Annotated in this window: 18 protein-coding genes and 4 pseudogenes; 5 read left to right on the plus strand and 17 right to left on the minus strand. The window is 48.0% G+C overall.

Annotated features, from left to right (window positions below):
- Positions 1 to 214: 214 nt before the first annotated feature.
- Positions 215 to 805 (minus strand): annotated as a pseudogene (locus tag POTG_RS11075) (slipin family protein); the annotation flags it as partial.
- Between the two features lie 28 nt (positions 806 to 833).
- Here POTG_RS11075 and POTG_RS11080 point away from each other — a divergent pair.
- Positions 834 to 1,121 (plus strand): annotated as a pseudogene (locus POTG_RS11080) (WYL domain-containing protein); the annotation flags it as partial.
- Positions 1,108 to 1,725: a WYL domain-containing protein gene (locus tag POTG_RS11085; RefSeq protein WP_009224920.1), complete on the plus strand. Its 618-nt coding sequence runs from the start codon at positions 1,108 to 1,110 to the stop codon at positions 1,723 to 1,725. The pseudogene POTG_RS11080 and the gene POTG_RS11085, both read left to right, overlap by 14 nt.
- A 196-nt stretch (positions 1,726 to 1,921) precedes the next feature.
- Here POTG_RS11085 and POTG_RS11090 read toward each other — a convergent pair whose 3' ends face one another.
- The 10 genes and pseudogenes from POTG_RS11090 to POTG_RS11130 all read right to left on the minus strand — a co-directional run bounded on the left by POTG_RS11090 (position 1,922) and on the right by POTG_RS11130 (position 11,964).
- Complete coding sequence (locus POTG_RS11090) at positions 1,922 to 2,527, minus strand: response regulator transcription factor (protein WP_009224921.1); 606 nt, start codon at positions 2,525 to 2,527, stop codon at positions 1,922 to 1,924.
- Between the two features lie 6 nt (positions 2,528 to 2,533).
- Positions 2,534 to 3,643, minus strand: coding sequence for a sensor histidine kinase (locus POTG_RS11095; RefSeq protein ID WP_009224922.1), 1,110 nt, complete (start codon positions 3,641 to 3,643; stop codon positions 2,534 to 2,536).
- A gap of 27 nt (positions 3,644 to 3,670) precedes the next feature.
- Entirely contained in the window at positions 3,671 to 4,825 is a 1,155-nt protein-coding gene (locus POTG_RS11100) for a DUF418 domain-containing protein (protein ID WP_009224923.1), read from the minus strand.
- 197 nt (positions 4,826 to 5,022) lie between these two features.
- A complete protein-coding gene (locus POTG_RS24805; protein ID WP_311202281.1) occupies positions 5,023 to 5,193 on the minus strand; it encodes a GyrI-like domain-containing protein in 171 nt (56 codons plus the stop codon).
- A gap of 301 nt (positions 5,194 to 5,494) precedes the next feature.
- Positions 5,495 to 6,247 carry an iron ABC transporter ATP-binding protein gene (locus tag POTG_RS11105; RefSeq protein WP_009224924.1) on the minus strand — a complete coding sequence of 251 codons (753 nt, stop codon included), beginning with the start codon at positions 6,245 to 6,247 and terminating at the stop codon, positions 5,495 to 5,497.
- On the minus strand, positions 6,244 to 7,308 hold the full coding sequence (locus POTG_RS11110) for an iron chelate uptake ABC transporter family permease subunit (protein ID WP_009224925.1): 1,065 nt from the start codon (positions 7,306 to 7,308) through the stop codon (positions 6,244 to 6,246). Before POTG_RS11110 ends, POTG_RS11105 begins: the two co-directional genes overlap by 4 nt.
- The gene (locus POTG_RS11115) at positions 7,308 to 8,327 is read right to left on the minus strand and encodes an ABC transporter permease (protein ID WP_009224926.1); all 1,020 of its coding nucleotides are present in this window, start codon (positions 8,325 to 8,327) and stop codon (positions 7,308 to 7,310) included. Before POTG_RS11115 ends, POTG_RS11110 begins: the two co-directional genes overlap by 1 nt.
- Positions 8,328 to 8,340: 13 nt before the next feature.
- On the minus strand, positions 8,341 to 9,393 hold the full coding sequence (locus POTG_RS11120) for a siderophore ABC transporter substrate-binding protein (protein WP_009224927.1): 1,053 nt from the start codon (positions 9,391 to 9,393) through the stop codon (positions 8,341 to 8,343).
- 389 nt (positions 9,394 to 9,782) lie between these two features.
- Positions 9,783 to 11,243, minus strand: a complete 1,461-nt coding sequence (locus tag POTG_RS11125; RefSeq protein WP_009224928.1) for a sensor histidine kinase — start codon at positions 11,241 to 11,243, stop codon at positions 9,783 to 9,785.
- Positions 11,233 to 11,964: pseudogene (locus POTG_RS11130) on the minus strand (response regulator transcription factor). The gene POTG_RS11125 and the pseudogene POTG_RS11130 overlap by 11 nt, the downstream one beginning before the upstream one ends.
- Before the next feature lie 151 nt (positions 11,965 to 12,115).
- On the opposite strand from POTG_RS11130, the gene POTG_RS11135 reads away from it, so the two are divergent.
- Together POTG_RS11135 and POTG_RS11140 are read left to right on the plus strand one after the other, a co-directional pair.
- Positions 12,116 to 14,413, plus strand: coding sequence for an alpha/beta hydrolase family protein (locus POTG_RS11135; RefSeq protein WP_009224930.1), 2,298 nt, complete (start codon positions 12,116 to 12,118; stop codon positions 14,411 to 14,413).
- Positions 14,410 to 15,165, plus strand: coding sequence for a CPBP family intramembrane glutamic endopeptidase (locus POTG_RS11140; RefSeq protein WP_009224931.1), 756 nt, complete (start codon positions 14,410 to 14,412; stop codon positions 15,163 to 15,165). Before POTG_RS11135 ends, POTG_RS11140 begins: the two co-directional genes overlap by 4 nt.
- Positions 15,166 to 15,230: 65 nt before the next feature.
- On the opposite strand, the gene POTG_RS11145 is transcribed toward POTG_RS11140, so the two are convergent.
- The 4 genes from POTG_RS11145 to POTG_RS11165 form a co-directional block, all read right to left on the minus strand.
- The gene (locus POTG_RS11145; protein ID WP_009224932.1) at positions 15,231 to 15,893 is read right to left on the minus strand and encodes an ABC transporter ATP-binding protein; all 663 of its coding nucleotides are present in this window, start codon (positions 15,891 to 15,893) and stop codon (positions 15,231 to 15,233) included.
- Complete coding sequence (locus tag POTG_RS11150) at positions 15,883 to 16,578, minus strand: hypothetical protein (protein WP_009224933.1); 696 nt, start codon at positions 16,576 to 16,578, stop codon at positions 15,883 to 15,885. Before POTG_RS11150 ends, POTG_RS11145 begins: the two co-directional genes overlap by 11 nt.
- A gap of 627 nt (positions 16,579 to 17,205) precedes the next feature.
- Positions 17,206 to 18,042 (minus strand): hypothetical protein, encoded by an 837-nt coding sequence (locus POTG_RS11160; protein ID WP_009224934.1) that lies wholly within the window; start codon positions 18,040 to 18,042, stop codon positions 17,206 to 17,208.
- A gap of 268 nt (positions 18,043 to 18,310) precedes the next feature.
- Positions 18,311 to 18,517: a helix-turn-helix domain-containing protein gene (locus POTG_RS11165; protein ID WP_036645064.1), complete on the minus strand. Its 207-nt coding sequence runs from the start codon at positions 18,515 to 18,517 to the stop codon at positions 18,311 to 18,313.
- Positions 18,518 to 18,686: 169 nt separating this feature from the next.
- On the opposite strand from POTG_RS11165, the gene POTG_RS11170 reads away from it, so the two are divergent.
- Positions 18,687 to 18,974 (plus strand): hypothetical protein, encoded by a 288-nt coding sequence (locus POTG_RS11170; RefSeq protein ID WP_009224935.1) that lies wholly within the window; start codon positions 18,687 to 18,689, stop codon positions 18,972 to 18,974.
- A gap of 72 nt (positions 18,975 to 19,046) precedes the next feature.
- Here the strand turns inward: POTG_RS11170 and POTG_RS11175 are convergent, their stop codons facing one another.
- Positions 19,047 to 19,694 carry a 2OG-Fe(II) oxygenase gene (locus POTG_RS11175; protein ID WP_009224936.1) on the minus strand — a complete coding sequence of 216 codons (648 nt, stop codon included), beginning with the start codon at positions 19,692 to 19,694 and terminating at the stop codon, positions 19,047 to 19,049.
- A gap of 155 nt (positions 19,695 to 19,849) precedes the next feature.
- A pseudogene (locus POTG_RS24325) lies at positions 19,850 to 20,315 on the minus strand (serine/threonine protein kinase); the annotation flags it as partial.

Consider the following 20,315-nt stretch of genomic DNA (forward strand, 5'->3'; position numbering starts at 1 on the left):
TCACTCATCAAGGAAGATTCGTTTCAAGATGTTCGTCTCCATATCCTAACCTTACCAAAAACAGAAATCAGGCGGAAGACCTGCTCCCACCCCAAAATTTATAAATTCTATAATGTTAAAAAAAGCGACCTTTTTAGTCGGAGTCGCTTTTGAAACTGTATATGGAGGGTCGTTGCGGCTCAACCGAACATCCCCTTGAAGAATCGATTTTCTCTTACTGCTCTACTGCCTTTCTTTCACCAATTAGCGAACTTAACCGTTCCAAGAGATCCCCGCCGCCCGTCAAAGAGATCGAACCGATTTTCTCACAAATCTTCTCGAGGAATTCCAGCTCTTTCAGACGGTACGACGTTTGATTCTCATCCATTAGCTTCGCGGTGTTAAGCAAGCTTCGGGTCGAGGCTGTCCCTTCCCGGCGGGTGATCAGATTCGCTTGCGCTTTTTTCTCCGCCAACAGGACGGTGTTTAGAATCTCTTTCATTTCTCCTGGTAAAATCACATCCTTTACCCCCGCACTCAGGAACTGAACGCCGAACTCTTCCCCCTTCTCGCGCAGCCGAGACAGGACGAATGTTGCCACATCCTCTTTCCGTTTCAAGAGATCATCTAATCTAAGCGTCCCTACATATTCTCTCAGCATGAGCTGGAGCTGGATGTAGATTTGCTCGTCAAACGACTTTATCTCCAAGCTACGTAAAGGGTTCACAATTCGATATTGGCAAACGAAGTTTAAACGCAGTGTGACCTTGTCTTCCGTCATGAGTTCTTGGCCAAGGAGATCCATTTGCTGCTGTCTCCTATCAATCGGCTTCACCATGACCGATACGGATCCACTCATAGATACAGGCCAAACTGTAAGAGTACGTGCCCGATTTTATAACCCGGAGGGTTCAGTACCGAATTTCGTGAAAGAACGGGTCCTGCTGCAAGGCCAGTGGGGACAAATCGTGTTTGAAGATGAGAATTCCTTTATTTACGAAATTACGGTAAACGGAACAACCGAAATCAAACCGTGGCTGCGAAGCTTCGGGTCCAGCTGTGAGGTCATAGAACCTGCTTCGCTTCGCCGTGAAATGATTGCCGAATGGAAGGAGATCCTGTCTTACTATGAATCTGTTTGAGAAAATCTTTAACCACCAGATCATTTCCCGGCTGGAGGACTCAGGAACGTTCACGGTAACTTCTCATGAACGGGCATGGCTGAAGACGATGCTCAATCACCCCGCGGCAACGGATGCCTTCACTGCGGCTACATTAACCAAGCTGCGATCCGTTCTAGAGCCGGATCCCGTGATGGATATTGACGATCATTTGATTGAAAAAGCCCGCGCCAAGGAAAAACAGGTCTACCACCCCCTCCTGCGGCTGCTACGCCGACTCATCATGAATCAATCGGGCTTCCGGATCACTTACGAAGTCAAGGGTGAACGCGTGTACACCGACTATTCGGGGTTCCCTTATAAACTGGAATATTCCATGGTCAAGAGAGAATGGTATCTGATCTGGTATAACATCAGGCATCAATCTGTGATGAGCACCCGGCTGAAGAAGATCCACGCTGTTACGCAAGAACCTATCGAGCCGGCAGAAGTGGAGATGATCCGGAAGAAGATCGAGGAAACACTGGATAACCGCAGGACTGAAGCCGTCATTGAAATTACCCTAACTACAACGAAGAATTGTCCCGCATCCTTTATGCTTTCTCTAGCTTTGAGAAAAAAGTAGAGTACGATGAATTGCACGACACCTACCGAATCAAGGTTAGCTTGCCTAGTGATGAGTTGGAGTATTTGCTTTCAAAGCTTCGTTTTCTAGGAAAGCCAGTTCGGGTCATCGAGGGAAATAGATATGAGTCACACCCTATCCCAATGGTTCAGCTATATATTAAACCGGGACTTTGCCGAAAGTACCCAACCTTCGTCTAAATCCAGCCTCGCTCCTTCGCCCGCTCAGTGGCCTGCTGCCGAGTCTCCACTCCGAGCTTCTGAATCGCCAGGGACAAGTAGTTTCGGACCGTTCCCTCCGTCAAAAACAACGTTTCCGCAATCTCCCGGGTTGAACGTCCCGCGTGCGATAACCGCAGCACCTCGGTCTCCCGCTCGGTCAGCGGATTGTCCTCTTTCAGAAACAGTACCTCCGCCAGGTCCTTGCTGATCACGCGTTCTCCGGCCATGACTCTCCGGATGGCATCGATCAGAAACTCGATCGGTTCATCTTTTAACAGATACCCCTCTAACTTGAGATCCATCGCTTTCTGTAAATACCCCGGACGGGCAAAGGTGGTCACGATTATCACTTTCCCCGGATTTCCGGACCGTTTAAGCCGCTCGGCAACCTCCAACCCCGTCAGCACCGGAATTTCAATATCCAGCAAGCACACGTCAGGCTCCAGGCGCACAATCGCCTCCCATGCGGCTTCTCCGTCCTCCGCTTCGGCGACAACCTCCATATCCTCTTCAAAAGACAACAGCGATTTAAAAGCCCCGCGCAGCATTTGTTGATCCTCGGCAATGACAATTCGGATCATCCGTCTTCACCCCCTATTTCCCATGAGCGGTACAATAAACGTAATGGATATCCCTTGCTCCGGGCGCTGCTTCATTTCAACTTCACCTTGCAGCATCGCCATGCGCTCCTGGAATGACTGCACGCCGTTACCTTTTCCCGGCTCCAGCTGACCATTCCCGTTATCGCTCACTTCAAGATAAAGTCGCTGATCCCGCTCGTATCGGGTGATCATGCATTCGCTAGCCCCGCTATGCTTGATGATGTTCGTGACCGCCTCTCGGACGGATAACGCTAGCATCGTTTCCGCCACCGGGGATAGAGGGGTTAACGGCGTCTCATTTGAAACAAGCAACCGAATCCCCACCTTTTGCAAAAGATCCCCCGCCAGCTCGATCTCCTTCTCCAGCGGAACATACTTCATTCCGGTCACCAGCTCCCGCACCTGCTTTAAAGCGTGTCTGGAGGTGTTCACGATATCTCGCAGCTCCTCCTTGGCTTGATCAGGGTGTTGATCCACTAACCGGATGGTCAGCTCGCTTTTCATCTTAATCATCGTCAAGGTTTGCCCCAACGTGTCATGAAGATCCCGGGCGATCCGGTTTCGCTCCTCCTCTTGAATATATCGTTCCAGCTGAGCATTCGCGAGATTGAGCTTCTCCTTCAGCGCCTTATTTCCCTCTCGAACCTGAAGGATGGGAGGGACCGCCAGTTGAATAATCATCACCGGAAAATAAACCGTCCGAAAGACTCCCGCCGGCTCCCCTTCATGGATCCAACCGGCCAGAATGAACATCGCGGCAATGCCGACCATACCAATGCCGATGACCCGCTTGCGATCCGCCCTTCCCAAAAAATCCGCAAACACGAAGCCATACAGCAAAGCCCCCATCCCTTCATAGATGCTCAGCGCGAGAATCAACAGGAAGCCAACGCAGCTGCCCAGGAGCATCAGCCACCGACGTTGCCATAGGCAAATATAGTATGAGGCTAGGAACAGGAGAAGAAACCCTATTTTGACGAGGATCGGATAGGGAACGTCCAGCACCAGCACCCGGTAGATTAGAAATACAATGATAATAACGTCCAGCAGTAAAAACTTCTCGATTTGGTCCGCAGGATACAGCTTCCGTAACAATGGGCATCCTCACCTTATGCTTGATCCTCAAGCGGCCAGCTTGCCCGCGAGGTTCGTCATCCACCTTCTCGTCGCTTCCAGCGGCCCGAATCGGAACCGCTTGGACCACAGCGAGGCAAATACGATTTGGAAACTGGAGATGGCCAGCCAGATGAGAACCGTGGTAAATGCGTCCACCTTGCCTCCCAGGCCAAGACCCCATCCATAAAAAATAAGGGAAGCGGTGATATTTTGCAAGACATAGCAGCTCAGGGACATTCGCCCCACCTGCTCCAGCCGATTCCACAGCCACAGCCCTTCGTATCGTTCAAACAGCTTCGCGATGAGTGCAAGATACCCCAGCGAGAGGATCGGTGCAAATAAGTACCGTACAGGGAAATCCAGATACCCGCCCGGGATAAAAATCAGCAAATTCAGCGGAACCCCGATCGCCAAGCCCAGCTTCAACAGCCTTCCTCGGTGCCGCCGCCCCTGCTCATCGGGGGCAAACACCCCGGACCGCATCATCCGAATGCCCAGCAAGAACAGAAACAAATTCATGGGAATTACGAACACGGCTTCCAAACGGAGCGCCACGAAATTCGCCAGGCGATCCTGTACCTGTTGAACCCAGCTGCCGCCGCCATATAACGCTGTCGTCGCACGCATATCTCCCATGGAGATATGCGCCCCGGAGAGTCCGAGATAGATCCCGAAGCCCAGGATCAGCAGCATGATTCCTCCATGCCCCCCGCCAAAGATCCACATCGCCCGCCGAATCGCCCGATCCCCGCCTTTGACGATAAAAGCGGCAATGATCGCCGTGATCCCGTAGCTCATCAGAATGTCATACTCCATCACCAGTGTAAAATGCAGCAACCCTTCCGCCATCAGGATAAACGACGTCCAAAGGTACATTCCCGGCCAGGGGTTCCCCCGCTTCAAGGCCTGGCGATACTTCATCTCCAGCCCAACGCCAAACATGATCGTCAGCAAGCCCAGCAGCTTGCCGTTGACCAAGAACAACACGAAGACTCGCACGAAGTCCTGAAGCGACGACCACCACGCCGCATGATAAAAAGTAAAGACATAATTAACGTCTCCCAAATGCGCGAAAATCCAGATATTCGTCCCCAGCGTCCCCAACACCGCGAACCCTCTCAGAATATCGAGCAAGCGTATTCTCCCGCCGTGATTCTCCATCCCTTTCCCGTCCTTTCGTTTCTCTTGGTAGCTTCATTCTACCTTTGAACACCGGGGCGGCGGAATTCACAGTTGTCAGGAGATTGGGATGACAGTGTCATGTGATCACTTTTATAGGGCTCAAGGCTGCAGATCAGCCTCGTCCAATGTACTTGATTCTCCGTTGAATCTGAATCAAGCCTTCTGATAATACAATTTCACTTTACGGTAGGCCAGATTTCATTCTTGGAATTCGGACTATAGAGATCTTGACTGATATAAGCCTCAATAGTCGGGAGTTCAGCAGGCACATACCCATTTGAAGGCAGCCATTCCGAATAAATTTGTCTGTAGGTATTTACAAATGCGGTTGGGACAGGTCCCTGGATTGTAGTTTTCCGATCCCTTTTCGGGCTTCACTCGGAGTAACACCATGCTGTCTGTGCTGATTAATTCTTGTGCCGCCAGCGTTAACCGACGCCGCCGAATATAATCACCAACCGTGATATCGGTCAGGATCAAGAACGTGAGCTTCCATATAATCAATCGCCTTCTGCAATGATTCAATCAATGCCAATTTAGCTCAATCAAAGGGCTCTCCTTGGTTCAAAAGACACCAAAAAGGCGAGCCCAGGACAACCTGAAACTCGCCTCGTACAGCTTTATGCTCTTAACTGATCTCCCGCTCACCTAATAAACTGCGATCGGACCATAAGGTCCTTCGATAATTTCAATTTTCGTTTCGAAAATGTCCGACAAAATTTCAGGCTTCATAATCTCTTGAACCGTTCCGAATGCGGCAATTTGTCCATTCTTCATCGCGCAGATGCGATCGGAATACTTGGCGGCGAAGTTGATGTCATGCATGACGGTAAGAATGGTTCGGCCAAACTCATTCGCGGCGATCTTCAGATGCTCCATCATCTGTACCGAACGGGCAATGTCCAAGTTGTTGAGCGGTTCATCTAACAGCACGTACTCGGTTTCCTGGCAGAGCACCATGGCTACATAGGCTCTTTGTCTCTGCCCGCCTGAAAGCTCATCCAAAAACCGATGCTCGAGGTCCGTCAGTTTAAGAAAATCAATATACTTCGAAATGATGACTGCATCTTCCTTGGTTAATCTTCCCTTGGAATAGGGAAATCTACCGAACCCCACGAGCTGTCTGACGGTAAGTCTAGTAACGAAATGATTCTCTTGGCGCAAGATCGTGAGGATCTTTGCTAGATCATCGGATTTCGATGTTGTCACGTTCATATTGGCGACGGTAACTTGACCCTCATCCATGTTCAGCAATCTGCCGATCATGAGAAGCGTCGTCGATTTTCCAGCACCGTTCGGGCCAATTAAGGAGGTTACCCCGGCTTTGGGAATTTCGATGTTTAAGGGCCCGATTTTGACTTCATCCCCGTACCATTTCCTAGCGTTCTGAATACTTATCATAGCGACCTCTTCCTTAAGATTACAATCAGAAACGTAAGTCCACCAAATAACTCAATAATGACACCTACGACGGTTTGTGCATGAAAGACGTGATACAACAAGAAATAAGCAGACGTTAAAATACAAAAACCGATGGCAAAAGCCATTGGAAAGACGTATCTGTGATCATACGTTGGTGCGGCTTGGTAGCTCAGCATCGCCACTAAAAAACCAAAAAAGGTCAGCGGACCAAGCAATGAAGTAGAAATAGCCATTAAGACAGCGACTAAGACAAGCGTAAAGATGATGCCCGCCTGATAATTCAAGCCGAAGGTCGTTGCCACATCTTTTCCTAGCGCCAGGACATTTAACTTTCTAGAAAAGAAGAATAGACCTAAGGCAGTAAGGATAACAAGCGGAATCACGATAGGAAAATATTCAGAATCCGCATTATTGACCGAGCCAATAAGCCTGGACTGCAGCAGGTCAAACTCCGATGGGGCAAGCATTCGTCTCATAAAGCCCGAAACGGAATTCAGGCCTGCTCCAATAATGATGCCGATGAGAAGCATCAGCTGCAAATTGCCATACTTCCCGGACAGCAGCCATCCATACAAGGTTAAGCTCAACAGAACCATCAGCGAAACCTGAAGGAAGAAGGCGCCCTGCCCCGTGAAGCTGACGAGCGCACCCGCTCCGAAGAAGAACAACGTACCGGTCTGGATCGCTGAATAAAGGGATTCGTAACCCAGCAGAGAAGGGGTAATCATCCGGTTATTCGTTACAGACTGAAACGCGACGGTTGAGAAGCTGTGACATAATGCAGCAATGAACATAGCGACAATGGCCACGAGCCGTCTCTTTACAACAGGAACGAAAGAGGGAGAGTCCACCGGTACTGGATTGTTATAAAGCAACAACCCAAGTGCAGCAAGCAAACCCACACCAATGAACAACACTAATAAAATCCAGTAGCGTTTCGCTTCTTTCTTGGTTCGAAAAGCGCTGGCAGATCTAGCACGAGGGCTGGCGTTTAATTCGCTGTTTGTGCTGAGTTGAGAATCCACTGTTAATGTCTTCATCACAGCCTCCTGCTTTTTCGTTGTCTTAGCAAAATTAGGATGAAAACGACCGCTCCTACGGTACCTAGAATTAAGGAGACGGGCACTTCGAACGGCATAATGATAACCCTGGATACGATATCACACAGCATGATCGTCCCCATCCCCATGACACATACCCAAGGGAGATTGCTGCGAAGATCGTCTCCGCGAACCATGGATATGATGTTAGGGACAATTAATCCTAAGAAAGGAAGATTGCCGATGACCGAGGCGACAATCCCTACGGCAACTGCAATGAGTAAATTCGCCAATAGAATAAGTCGTTTGTAATTGACACCTAAAGCAGTGGCTACGTCTTCTCCCAATCCAGCTAGCGTTAGACGATTGGCATACAGAAAAATGAAGAACGTGACAATGATAATAATCCACAAATATTCATATCTTCCGGCTTGAACTGGAGCGAAAGAACCGATGAACCAGCCTTCGATCACTTGAGACATGTTAAAGAAGAGCGACAAGAAAGTGGACAATGCCGAGATGACGGCACCAAGCATTAATCCAATGATCGGAACGATCAGAGAAGAGCGAAGTCTTACACTCCTTAGGAAGAAGAAGAAAACCATCGTTCCAACGAATGAAAATATAATTGCACCCGTCATCCGTACTACTAATGAAGGGCTGGGGATTAGCAAGTAGACCGTAAGCAGACCTAAACCCGCCCACTCCGTTGTTCCGATGGTGGTCGGCTCGACCATTTTGTTCTGTGTCATCAGCTGCATGATCAGCCCTGTCATGGCCATCGCCGCCCCGGTAAGCATTAAGGCCACCGTTCTTGGAATCCGAGTGATGAAGAACATATCCCAGCCGTCTTCTTGTCCAAAGATATCATACACCCCCGTAAACAGAGAGATGATACCTAGAATAATAACGCCGAGGATGGCAAGTATGAAGGGAAACGTCCATATCTTTTTACGCTTAGAAAGCTGAGGTTGAGAAGTAGTCTCAACCTCAGCGATAACATTCTCGGGCACAATCATGTACTCCTTTATTTTACTTCTTTAGAGTTTGCGCAATTTCTTGGAAGATTTCAATGAACGTTTGAATCGATTCATTTGTGTAGGTGTCCGTAGGAGCATACAAAACTTGTCCTTTAGATACGGCTGTTGTATTTTGAAGTGCCGGAGCGTTGTTAATTACGTCTTGAGCAGGAACACTCTCTTCTCCGCTGGAAGTTGCAGCGTCGCGATCAAGTACGAACATCCAATCCGGATTGCTTTGCGCAATAGCTTCTACAGAAACTTCATCCCCTTGGTGGTCAGTAGTTGCGTTCTCTACCTCCAGTGCTGGAACCCAGCCGAAGATATCGTACAGCGGACCCCATACGCGGCCAGTAGATGGAGCAGCGAAACCAATGTTACCACCAGAAACAATGACGCTCATGACTTTGTCTGTTCCATTGTAAGCTGCTTTCGCGTCAGCCAGCGCTTGATCGAATTCGGCTACCAGTTGAGCTGCTTCTTCATTCTTATCGAAGATTTCACCAAACTTCGTTGTAATCTCTTTGAAGCCGTTGACCAGATTGTCACCTGGCGTGCCATTTTCACCGGATACATCAACGTTTACATCAATGACGGCTGCATTCGGAACAAGCTTCTTAATATCTTCGTAGTAGCCGGAGAAACGTTGACCTACAATCACCAGATCTGGGTTAACCGCAGCGATGACTTCCAGGTTAGGCTCTCTGTGGTTACCGATATCTTGTACCGATTCGTCGGCAACATAAGGGGAATCTTTAGGCATTACCCCTTTAGGTGCAGCCGCGAGCTTAACCCCCCAATCCGCAAGGGTTTCAAACGTTCTGTTATCCAAAGCAACGACGCTCTTCGGATTAACCGGAACCGTTACCGTACCATGGCTATCTGTAAACTCAACGGTCGTTGGTTTTGCTGCTTCCGTCGATTCAGCGGACGTTTCGGTTGCAGTGGAAGCGTTGCTGTTATTTGCTTTCGCATTGCTTTCCCCCGCAGTGTTTGTATTAGAGGAACATGCGGCTAACGCCAATACCAAGATGACCATCAAGATGCTCGTTATGAATCTTTTCATTTGTATGACCTCTCCTTTAAATAAAAATTATATAAATAGAATGATTAACTAAATCCGTATGTACCTTGTTCCATCCTGCATGAATTTACTTCCTTACATCGCAAGTTATCATTCATTGATAATAATTATCATTATCACTGAGTGTTATTGTAGCATCATGAAAAATTAATATCAATACAGAAATTCAAATTTTTTTGCATCTAAAATTAGAGAATATCAAAGTCTACGATCCAGAGAAGGGATAACTATACAGCGGTCGCACAAGGTTAAACAGGTCTGGTTGAGGAGGGGGAGACAGGAAAAAAGCCCAGTCTTGATACGGACTGGGCTTTCAGAATGGGGGTGAACTGCGGTATGGCAAATCGACAATTCGCTGTCGTGTGACGCATTTAAGCTCCGACTTCGCTCACCGCATGCGGCTCTTCCATGACCGGGCCCATCTCCCCTGTCTTGGGCAAGGTCAGCACAAAGCGCGTCCAGCCTGCGTCGCTGTCGAGCGCGAGACTGCCCCCATGCTTCTCTGCGATATGCTTGGCGATCGTCAGGCCAAGCCCTGAGCCGCCATCGCTCTTGCGCGCGGCGTCTCCGCGGACGAACGCCTCGAAGACGCGGGCACGCAATTCAGCGGGGATGCCAACGCCATTATCGGCGACCTCAATCCGCACTGCGTCCTGCCCGTCTATGAGTGACAGCCGCACATGCGTTACCGGCGGATTGTATTTCAGCGCGTTCGCAAGCAGATTGGAGACCGCCCGGTACAGCAACTTCGTATGGATCGGCACGGGCAGCTCGTCCGAAGGAATGTCGAATTCGAACATCATCCCCTTTTCTTCGAACATATCGTAATAGTCTACGGCCATTTCGCGCGTGAACTCTGCAAGATCACATCCCTTTTTGACGACAGGATAATCCGGAACCTCCAGCTTCGCCAACTCAAATACATCGTCGATCAGTTCAGCGACCAGCTTCGTTTTGCTGTGGATAAGACCGAGGGTTCGCTGACGTGCGGCTTCCTCCTTGATGACCCCATGCTGCAGCGCCTCCACGTAACCCTGAATCGTCGTGATTGGCGTTCTCAGATCGTGCGAAATATGGACGAGCATCCGCTGCTTGCTCTCAGCCAGCTGCCGATTGTTCGCTTCAGCTCGCTCCAGCTTTTCCGCCATCTTGTTGAAGCTCTCCTGAATTTGCGCAAGCTCGTAATTCGCTTCGATGTGCAGCCGCTCATGATAGCGCCCATCCGATACGCTGCGGATACCCGCGGCAATCGCGCCAAGCGGGTTGGTCAACCTGACTGCGGCCAAGCGGCTGTACACATAGACGTTGATGCCAAATAGCAGGACGAATAACGCCCCCGTCTCGGCCAAAGCGATCCAAAAGATCCTCTGATAGTTCTCTGTCTTCTCATTGAGCATGAAATCCGCCCGGATCTGCTGTTTCGGCAGCCTGACCAGGACGTAACGACGCTCTCCGTCATTCGTATGGAATGGAGCCATCGACGTATAGTATGGATTGTCGTCCGAATCGTAAAATAAAGCGTTTAGTTCCCCCTCCGTATAGCCCGTCACGTTGCCGTCCCGCTTCTCTCCTCGGACCTCCATAATCCGCAGCTGCTCATCGAGAATTTCCACCCAGCCATCCACCGCTTCAATCACACCGCTCTGGATGTCAGCCGGATCCGGACGAACGATCGCATGCGCTTGCAGCAACGACATATCCTTAGGCATTCGCACGTTGGTTCTTTCCACGAAAAAAAGCAGCAGCACGATGAAGCTCATTCCCAGCGTGAGAGAAAAAATCACGTAATTCCGCAACAACATCCCAAACAGCTTTTGGGGTCTACGTCGCATCTAACTCATCCTTTTTGGCGAACCGGTATCCGAGTCCGCGGACCGTCCGAATATAAAAAGGTTCCCGCGGCGAATCCTCGATTTTGTCCCGTAGTCGGCTGATTTGCACCATAATCGTATTGTCATCTGCGATATAGGGCTCGGATCACACCTGCTCGAAGATTTGCTTTTTCGTAAAAATACGCCCCGGTTTGCTCATAAACAACTTCAGCAGCTTGTATTCGATCGCGCTCAGCTCGATTGGTTCTCCGCGCTTGTATAACAAGCACGCTTCATGATCCAGGATTAGCTCACCCAGCCGGGTCTCAGCAATGGCCGTGTCCACGCCTGCTCCCGCCGCCGCGCCGGCATCGTTAAATTCGTACGTTCTCCGCAAATGCGCCTGAATTCGGGCCACCACCTCCAAAGGACTGAACGGCTTGGCGATAAAATCATCCGCACCGAGGCCAAGCCCGGCAATTTTGTCCGCCTCCTGATTTTTGGCCGACAGAACAATCACCGGAATCCTGGAATGTTTCCGTATCCATTGAAGGAGCTTGAAGCCGTCCACATAAGGCATCATGATATCGATCACCGCCAGGTCGATTGACGCGCGAGCGAACATCTCCATCGCGGATTGTCCGTCATTGGCTTCAAGAACGTGATAATCTGGCTCCAGAAAAAGCTTCAGCATGTCCACGATGTCCTGCTCGTCGTCGACTAACAGTATCGTTTTGGGCATTATTCCACCACCTCACTCCTTCGTATTGTTCGCACCGTAAAGCCGATTTCCTGCTATGTAAGGTTATTGTAAGAAAAGCGACAGGTGGCGGAAAGACGAGGTCTCTATATTGGATGTTGTTGTAACAATCATCTGAGAAAGAGGTCATGATATGGCAGAAACAGAGTTGTCCAGAAGGGGTTCGATCCGAACGTGGCGGGAACGGATTGTCGGGGGGATCAAGCGTCAACCCCCGCTGACTCCGGGCTGGAAAGGAGCATCCATCGCGCTCTTTGGTATCGCGGGCGTCATTTTTCTCATCCAAAGCTATCACCTGATTGGGTCGCGGGGCCTGTGGGATTATGTGATCGGAACCGGAGTGTTCCTGATTGCCATTACTTTCATTGCCATGATCCTTGCTGGGGTACTGCATCTTGCCAAGCGTGTGCCTTCGAGGTACATAGGTCTGGCACTTGCCTCCTTCATCCTGATGTTCATCAGCTTCATCGGTCCGATGACGGTCATGCTGATCGTCACCTTGTCCGTGCTGACCGGCTGTTCCTTATCGGGGGCGTTGATCTCCCGCTGGTTCCGGGGTTCCTATCGCGAAGCGACAACACGCACCAAGGTGATGGCCGGAGTGGCAACGGCAGTGACCGTAGCTTTTACCCTCTGTACGGGAGTTTGGTTGGTCGATGGCGGGCGCGCCGAACTGGTGAAGCCTTACCGGCTGTCGGTCATGAAAGCACCAGAGCATTACCCGGGAACATTAGCGAATCCTGCGGAGCCGGGGACGTATCCGATCAAAAAACTAACCTACGGCAGCGCAAACGGCTACCGAAAGGTTTTTAACGCAGAAGATTCGCTGATCACGGAGCCGGTGGACGGCTCGGCCTTTGTGGCGAACTGGTCCTCCCTCCGTACAAAGACATTTGGTTTCGGACCGGAAGCGATACCGTTAAACGGGCTGGTCTGGTATCCTGATGGAGAAGGGCCATTTCCACTCGTGATGATCGTGCACGGCAACCATCTCGCCACCGATTATTCAGACCCGGGCTATGCCTATTTGGGGGAACTGCTGGCGAGCCGCGGCTATATCGTCGTGTCGATCGATGAAAATTTTCTCAACACCTCGCCCTTCGACGACCTGTTCATGTTGAACGTGCTGGAGAAGGAAAACCCGGCACGCGGCTGGCTCATGCTGGAGCACTTGAGCGTGTGGAAGGAATGGAACGGTACGAAGGGCAACCCGTTCTATGGGAAACTGGACATGAACCGGATCGCGCTGATCGGCCATTCCCGCGGCGGCGAGGCGGTAACGGTGGCGGCCGCGTACAACCAGTTGCAGTCACCGCCGGAGGACGGTAACATCAAGTTCAATTACGGCTTTGGCATCCGTTCCGTCATCTCGCTTGCGGGTACAGACGGCCAGTACGAGCCGGCAAGCCGGCCGACGGAGCTGACTGATCTCAACTACCTCGCCCTTCAAGGCGCCCACGACATGGACGTCAGTTCCTTCGCCGGAGCAAGCCAGTATAACCGGGTCGGCTTCACACCTGGCAGTGATAATTTCAAAGCGTCGGTCTATATCTACGGGGCCAATCACGGGCAATTCAATACGGTGTGGGGGCGGAGCGATGCACCGGGACTCGGCAACCTGCTGTATAACCGGGCCCAGCTGATCCCGCAGGAGGAGCAGCTGCAAGCGGCGAAGGTGCTCATCTCGTCCTTCCTCGATGCAACCTTGTACGGGAGGACCGAATACCGCGCCATTTTCCAAGACCTCGGCCACGCAAGAGAATGGCTGCCGGATACGATGTATATCAACGATTATTTGGACGCCCGGACGACGCTTATCAGCACCTTCGACGAGGATATCGATCTTTCCACAACCACGTTGCCCGGCGGTCAACTGATTGGAGAGCGGCTGACGGAATGGAAAGAAGAACAGGTCGAGATGAAATTCGCCCCCGGTCTGTTCAGCGCCGTTCGCCTCGGTTGGGACCGCGGCAAGGTCGACGGGATTCCTTCCTATACGATCGTCCTGCCCGACACCGGGCTTGCCGTCCCGCCGAATGGCACCCTCGTCTTCTCCATGGCGGATCGGTCGGGTACGCAGGAAGAGCTTGTTGATCTGACCATCGAGGTCGAGGATACAAGCGGCAACACGGCTTCCATGCCACTGAGTGCAGCGGGCGGTCTGCTGCCGATGTTCGAAGGCGGTATCGTAAAATGGCCGTTTACATCGCTGATGCCGACCAAGGAGCCGGTCTTTCAAAACTTCGCTTTCCGGCTATCCGACTTTCGCCACGTCAATCCGTCGTTCCAGCCGGAGCGGATCAGCCGAATCCGTTTCGTGTTTGATCAATCCGCCAACGGCTCGATCTACTTGCGCGATGTCGGCCTTCGTGACGATGCTGCCATCAGCGATGCAGTGAAATCCACAATTGGGAAGGAAAACGAGCGATGACCAAGATAAAGAAGATGGTATCTGCGAAAAAAGTGATGGCCGTTATGGTGCTAGGCTTGATCTCAGGCGCTTTGTTAGGAGCGCAGCAAGCGATGACCTTAACGCCTGAACTGGAAAGTCAAGTAGCGGCTCAGCTCGGGTCGAAGCAAGTGATTATCCTGATCGCTATGCTTCAAACTGCAGCGTTGGCGAGTCTTGCTACAATCGCAGGAGTATGGGCTTCTCCAAAAGTACATTTGAACAAACCGTTTGTTTTGAGCAGGAAAAGCATTGTTGCAGCGGTGAGCATCGGACTATTGTCAGCCAGTTTTATTGCCATTGCAGAAAAGCTGGTTTTTGCCGAAAGTTTGGGACTGGCGGAGAGATTTGAATTTTCCTGGCTTTATTTTCTGGGAAGCGTATTGTACGGGGGAATCATTGAGGAGCTTCTGCTCAGATTCGGACTCATGTCGATCATCATCTGGCTGGCCAGCAAGCTTACGAAAACTACAGATCGCAATGGCATTTATATCGCGGGGATGGTCATGGCCGCATTGATCTTTGCCGCAGGGCATCTTCCTGCGACTGCACAAATGTTGGGGTTAAGCACCGTTACCGTAATCCGGACGTTATTGCTTAACTTCTTGCCGGGCATCGGATTTGGCTATTTATATTGGAAACACGGATTAGCCTACGCCATGCTCGGACATATCGCCACGCATGTCATCAATCAATTGGTCTTGCTTCCTATATTGTTCAATGTCATGAACTGAGTATAATGAAAATCCACAACCGCTTAAGGTTGTGGATTTAATATATGGAGGCGGGGATTCAGAATTTATTCGGCAATAAGTGCAACACTCTCGTTTGTTGAACTCATCATCTTTCCAGCAGAAAGCGTAAATGTATAATCGCATAGCAATTGAATATCTTCTTTGTTATGCGAAGTCATGACGATCAGTTTTTTCTCTGCTTTCAACTTTCTTAATACTTGTCTTAAGGTTTCAACCGAAGCCTCATCCAAGGCATTAAAAGGTTCATCCAAAATAATGATTTGTTGATTTTCCATCATGGCCTGAATAATTCCTAGTTTCTGCTTCATCCCCAATGAATATTGCTTGACTTTCTTTTTGCTTTTCCAATCCAAATCAAACAAATTCATATAGGATTGAATATCTTCGTCACTCGCGTTATTTCTGATTTTGGCCAACATTTTCAAATTTTCGTAACCGGTAAGGTGGCCGAGAAAACTTGGTTTTTCAAGTAAAATCCCCAGTTGATCGGGAAAAGAAATTTGCTTGCCTAAGACTTTCCCATCTACTTTGACTTCGCCTTTCGTGGGAAGGATCAAACCGGAAATCATCCGTAAGAACATCGTTTTTCCGCTTCCGTTTTTACCTACTACCCCGTAGATATGCCCGCTATTGAGCGTAACATTTATATTTTCAAGAACATTTGTTTTTCCGATCGTCTTGGTGAAGTTGGTGACCTCAATCTTCATGGAATGACAACTCCTTCTTTGTGCTTTTCCTTTGAATCATGATTAGCAGCACGAGAGCTAAGGTTAAGTTCCCAATCACATTCATCAGAGTCATTGTTGGATGATTCATCTGAGGTAAGATATGAAATGCAAAATTCTGATAAAGGCTAGTCATCGCTAATAGGACAGATATTCCCCCCATGATCATAAAAGTACCTGCTTTTGATCGCCTCAACAGAAGATAGACTTGAGCGAAAACCACAATCAGGCAAAACAAATAAATTCTCGCCAGAACTCCAACCGTATCTAAATTCATAGACTGAGTTATTTTTGAATCGCCCCATATCGAATCCAGGAATAACCACACGAAGTAAAACAATAATAAAAAAGCGAACAGAAGTGCTGAAGTTCCTTTCAACAGAGCTTTAAGCCAATTGTTCTTGCTTCCATATCGGATGGATAAGGTATCCGAATTGTCAATATAAAAGACAATATAGTCAATACACACATACTGTAATAAAAAAATGAGCATGACGAATAACCCCTGCAGCATGGGACTGCTTAAAGGCTTGCCTCCAAAGATCGTCTGAACCATCGTTAACAGATCGTTCATGCCCGAAGCTTTTAAGAAGACGTAGCTGATCAGGATGCTGCCCAGCAAGATCACATAAGCCATGGGTCTTACACTTTTAAACGCCTCGATCATATAAAATCCCTCTTATCACTTAACTTGATATTTAGGAATATCGTTAAAAGAATGAAACCGACTAAGACCAGGCAGCTTACTGCACCCGGATGAAAGACCCATGAAAATATCAGGTTGATTTTATATGAGGAGAACCTTTTTAAATAAGGGATGAATACGATGCTCTCCAATGCTAACCACGTAAAAACAATGAGCTGGCCGTATTTGCTTAGTAGCAAATGGTTTGACCATTTCAAACATGACATGATATTGATGAAAACAACAGTTCCCAGTAAGTATCTGATATACCATTCAAACAGGAAGAACAGATGACTCGTTTCTCTCAGTAAAACGGCTCCAAACCAAATAAAAAAGAAGATCATACTCACACAAATTAGGCCTTGGATGTAGTAACCAACTAACTCGTTTCGAAGTATTTTTCTTCGATTTCCTATTCGTACGTACGTTGTAGGATGAAAACGACTGCTTTCAATAGCCAGTCCGACTGTAAGTACAGACATAAACTGAAATACATAAAATTTATTAAATATCCATTGATCAAACCAAGAATGACCCATGGGTATTTTCAATAGCAGAATGATTCCAGTAATGGCAATGTAGATCGTGAACCCAACTAAAAATAGTAATCTATTCATAACTATCTCTCGACTTCACCAAAATGATGCTTATCATGATGATGTTCAGTATCATCCATCCCCCAAAAGCAATAGCCACATTCTCCCATCCTATAATATTAGTCATCGCACTAACCGCCATAGGTTGGAGGATCATCCGAATGTTATAAGAGAATAAGGGGGGGAATGAATCGAAAATATAAGTAATGCCATACAAAATAATGACAGGAACTAATAGGGCAACATACCGGTTTTTAAAATGAAACAGCATACTGAGACATAATGAAAAAATAACAAATATCGTTACCGCGAGCGCATTAAGAAACGTATAGATTTGAACCTCCTTCATCGGATTCGAAAGAAATGCCTGATAGACAAAGCTTCCTTCTTGCGGAATTAAATTATGGTAATACTCGGTCATCTGAGTCGTATCAGGAAATAGAGTGTACGTCATGAATACATTGATTTCTAGTGCTACAAATAGGATCGCAAAGGATAATACTCCCGTTGAGATAAACTTGGAGAGGATATACTGAATTTTACTTTTTCGAATGATTTGATAGGTATACATGGAAGTATTCTTATCTTCATGATAGATTAACCCGGTGAGCAAAACCGACATAATCCAAAATATTTGATGATAAAGGTTGTTCCCCCAACTTACCGAATTCATCAACATCCAAAACTGAAATGGATTTAGACCAATGGTCTCCACAGAACCCGGGTATTGATCAAAGTGCCGAGTTACTGAAATGGGGTCAAAGATGGCGATGGCCAGCATCACCAACACTACAAGAATGACCTTCTTATCTCGTATTAATCTATTGAAATCCACTTTAAGATAACTCACCTACAAACCTCCTAGATGCAACTGGCCTTGGCAAAAAAATCAAAACAAATGGACCGAGAATTCGGTCTGAAATCTTTAACACGAGAGAGAATAAATTCCATATTGTGAGTATACTAGAAATTACCTGTGTTTTGAAACTAGATTTCAACCACGAATGAGAAGCACAAAAAAGGCGAGCTCAGGGATCCGAGACTCGCCTTTTACAGTTTTATAGTCTTATGGATCTTTCGCGGAACGATTCGCCTAAATTTAATCACCGAACTGCCTTTTATTTCTTGTCAGGAATATGCTCCAATAAATCACCAGGCTGACAATTTAATGCTGAACAGAGTTTATCAATGATTTCTAAAGAGACATATTCATTTGTGTTCAATTTTGCCATAGTAGCAGAAGATATTCCCGTCATTTTTATTAACTCATGCTTCTTTATCTCTCGATCTATAAGTAATTTTTGAAATGGCTTATAGCTTATCATTGCCAAACCCCTCGCAAAGAAGTTGAATTTTTCTTTAATTATATTGAACAATCTTTGCATAAACAAAGTTATATTTATGTTCGCTTGACCGAAATATTTGATATGTTAAAATAATGTTTGTGAAGTCGAATTTTTATTTGCAAAATTAAATCCCCGGGAGGTGTGATTCATGATCAATTCTTTAGAGGTTTTAATTGATCCGCTTATTCGTAACCGATTAGAGTCTTTATACAATGAACTTAAGACCAACAACTCTGATTACAAGCAAATATCGTGTGAATCAGAACAATATATCATGACACTACGAGAAACACTTCCTGACAATCTCAAACAAACTTTATTTCTTTATGAAGATGCTCAATTCACATTACAAGAAATCTTGAAAGTAAAAATATATCTGCAAGGGTTCAAAGATGCCTTGCAGATATTCAATGAACTACATATCAGTAGACTCTAAGAGACGTTGGACATTTCTTCTATATAGCCCGTCATCTGAATCCATACGATAATCACAAAGTGCGATTCAAGATCAACTCGAAATAACCCCAAACTCCCTCACACGCTGCCTCCGCATCCACTGGGTCGCAACCCACTTCTCACCGCGAACCACAGGAACGCTGCTGTGCAGGGTCAAGTTGTTGAGTTCTTGTTGACGATAGAAGTATTCGAAGTACAGGGCGGACCCGCGCTCGGGTTTGACCTCTAGATCCAATAAGGGAAAGACGGTCTCTCCCCCTGCCTCCACATCGTTCAAGTAGATGATCAGCGTGCTGATCCGATTGTTGCTTGCGGAAGGGCTGTTCGGACCGAAAAAGTCATAGTGCGCTTGGTATTCTTGGCCAGGGCCGTAGTGGAGGACTTGCAAGCCTTCGGCATGTTCGATCGGCACGTTCATTAAGGCGGAGATTCGCTTTTCGATGCGATGGATGAAGGGGTTTTCCTCTTCTTCGAAGAACATCCCGCGGCTCGTGCGGATTTCGCTGACCACTTTGTTCACGAGTTTGGATTCTCGTAGTCGGGGAGCGGCTGCTTCAATCAACTGCCGGCATTCGTCGTCCGTCAGCAGCCGTTCGAATCTCATGATCAAAGGCTCTTTGTGGAGCACCGTCGCCGCAACGGTACAATTATCGAGCGAGTAGAAGGATTGAATCGGCAAGATGGAAATCTCCTCGCTCATTTCTATCACCTCTACTATACAGATTTTCGATGGAATCATTATACATCAGCCTAAGTTCGTCGAGTATCCCCCTGTCAGCTGTTCTCACCCGAATCATCCTAACCAACAAAAAAATCAACAACCTCACATGGTCGTTGATTTTGGCATGGTTCAGTTCACTTCAAGCGGGCTGCATCCCACTCCCATTTCAACTCCAAAAGGGATTGCTGACGCTTGCTCCGATCCTCGCTAACGGCTCTTAACGCCACCTCATAACATTCATCATTCAATCGCCATTTTTCAATCGATCGGTCGGTCTCCCCACCAAAGAGTGCAAACGCCGCAGCCCCCATCACGTACACATTTGATACCTCATCGATGACTGCACCAAGCGTAAACTCTTCTGGAGACATGAAGCGTGAGGAGCCCCACATTCTGCCCATCGTGTTGATGTAGGGGCTTTTGGCGTATAAATCAATATCGCATAGGATTGTCTTGTTTGCAGCAAAGTCATACAAGACACAGCCATCATAAAAATCAATGGCCACATATCCACGCCCAGCAATATGAATGTGAAAATCCAATATATCGTTAAACACTTCAAGCTTGGCAGGTTCGGGCAGCTGCATAAATTTCTCTCTG

Origin of the sequence: Paenibacillus sp. oral taxon 786 str. D14, assembly GCF_000159955.1 — a bacterium.
Taxonomy (GTDB): Bacteria; Bacillota; Bacilli; order Paenibacillales; family Paenibacillaceae; genus Fontibacillus; species Fontibacillus phoenicis.

Excerpts from the sequence above, each read along its gene's own strand:
- POTG_RS11175 (WP_009224936.1), bottom strand. The coding sequence starts at position 19,694 with ATGAGCGAGGAGATTTCCATCTTGCCGATTCAATCCTTCTACTCGCTC.
- POTG_RS11165 (WP_036645064.1), bottom strand. The coding sequence starts at position 18,517 with ATGATAAGCTATAAGCCATTTCAAAAATTACTTATAGATCGAGAGATA.
- POTG_RS11085 (WP_009224920.1), top strand. The coding sequence starts at position 1,108 with ATGAATCTGTTTGAGAAAATCTTTAACCACCAGATCATTTCCCGGCTG.
- POTG_RS11150 (WP_009224933.1), bottom strand. The coding sequence starts at position 16,578 with ATGATCGAGGCGTTTAAAAGTGTAAGACCCATGGCTTATGTGATCTTG.
- POTG_RS11170 (WP_009224935.1), top strand. The coding sequence starts at position 18,687 with ATGATCAATTCTTTAGAGGTTTTAATTGATCCGCTTATTCGTAACCGA.
- POTG_RS11100 (WP_009224923.1), bottom strand. The coding sequence starts at position 4,825 with ATGGAGAATCACGGCGGGAGAATACGCTTGCTCGATATTCTGAGAGGG.
- POTG_RS11110 (WP_009224925.1), bottom strand. The coding sequence starts at position 7,308 with ATGAAGACATTAACAGTGGATTCTCAACTCAGCACAAACAGCGAATTA.
- POTG_RS11115 (WP_009224926.1), bottom strand. The coding sequence starts at position 8,327 with ATGATTGTGCCCGAGAATGTTATCGCTGAGGTTGAGACTACTTCTCAA.
- POTG_RS11135 (WP_009224930.1), top strand. The coding sequence starts at position 12,116 with ATGGCAGAAACAGAGTTGTCCAGAAGGGGTTCGATCCGAACGTGGCGG.
- POTG_RS11145 (WP_009224932.1), bottom strand. The coding sequence starts at position 15,893 with ATGAAGATTGAGGTCACCAACTTCACCAAGACGATCGGAAAAACAAAT.
- POTG_RS11090 (WP_009224921.1), bottom strand. The coding sequence starts at position 2,527 with ATGATCCGAATTGTCATTGCCGAGGATCAACAAATGCTGCGCGGGGCT.
- POTG_RS11140 (WP_009224931.1), top strand. The coding sequence starts at position 14,410 with ATGACCAAGATAAAGAAGATGGTATCTGCGAAAAAAGTGATGGCCGTT.
- POTG_RS11105 (WP_009224924.1), bottom strand. The coding sequence starts at position 6,247 with ATGATAAGTATTCAGAACGCTAGGAAATGGTACGGGGATGAAGTCAAA.
- POTG_RS11125 (WP_009224928.1), bottom strand. The coding sequence starts at position 11,243 with ATGCGACGTAGACCCCAAAAGCTGTTTGGGATGTTGTTGCGGAATTAC.
- POTG_RS11120 (WP_009224927.1), bottom strand. The coding sequence starts at position 9,393 with ATGAAAAGATTCATAACGAGCATCTTGATGGTCATCTTGGTATTGGCG.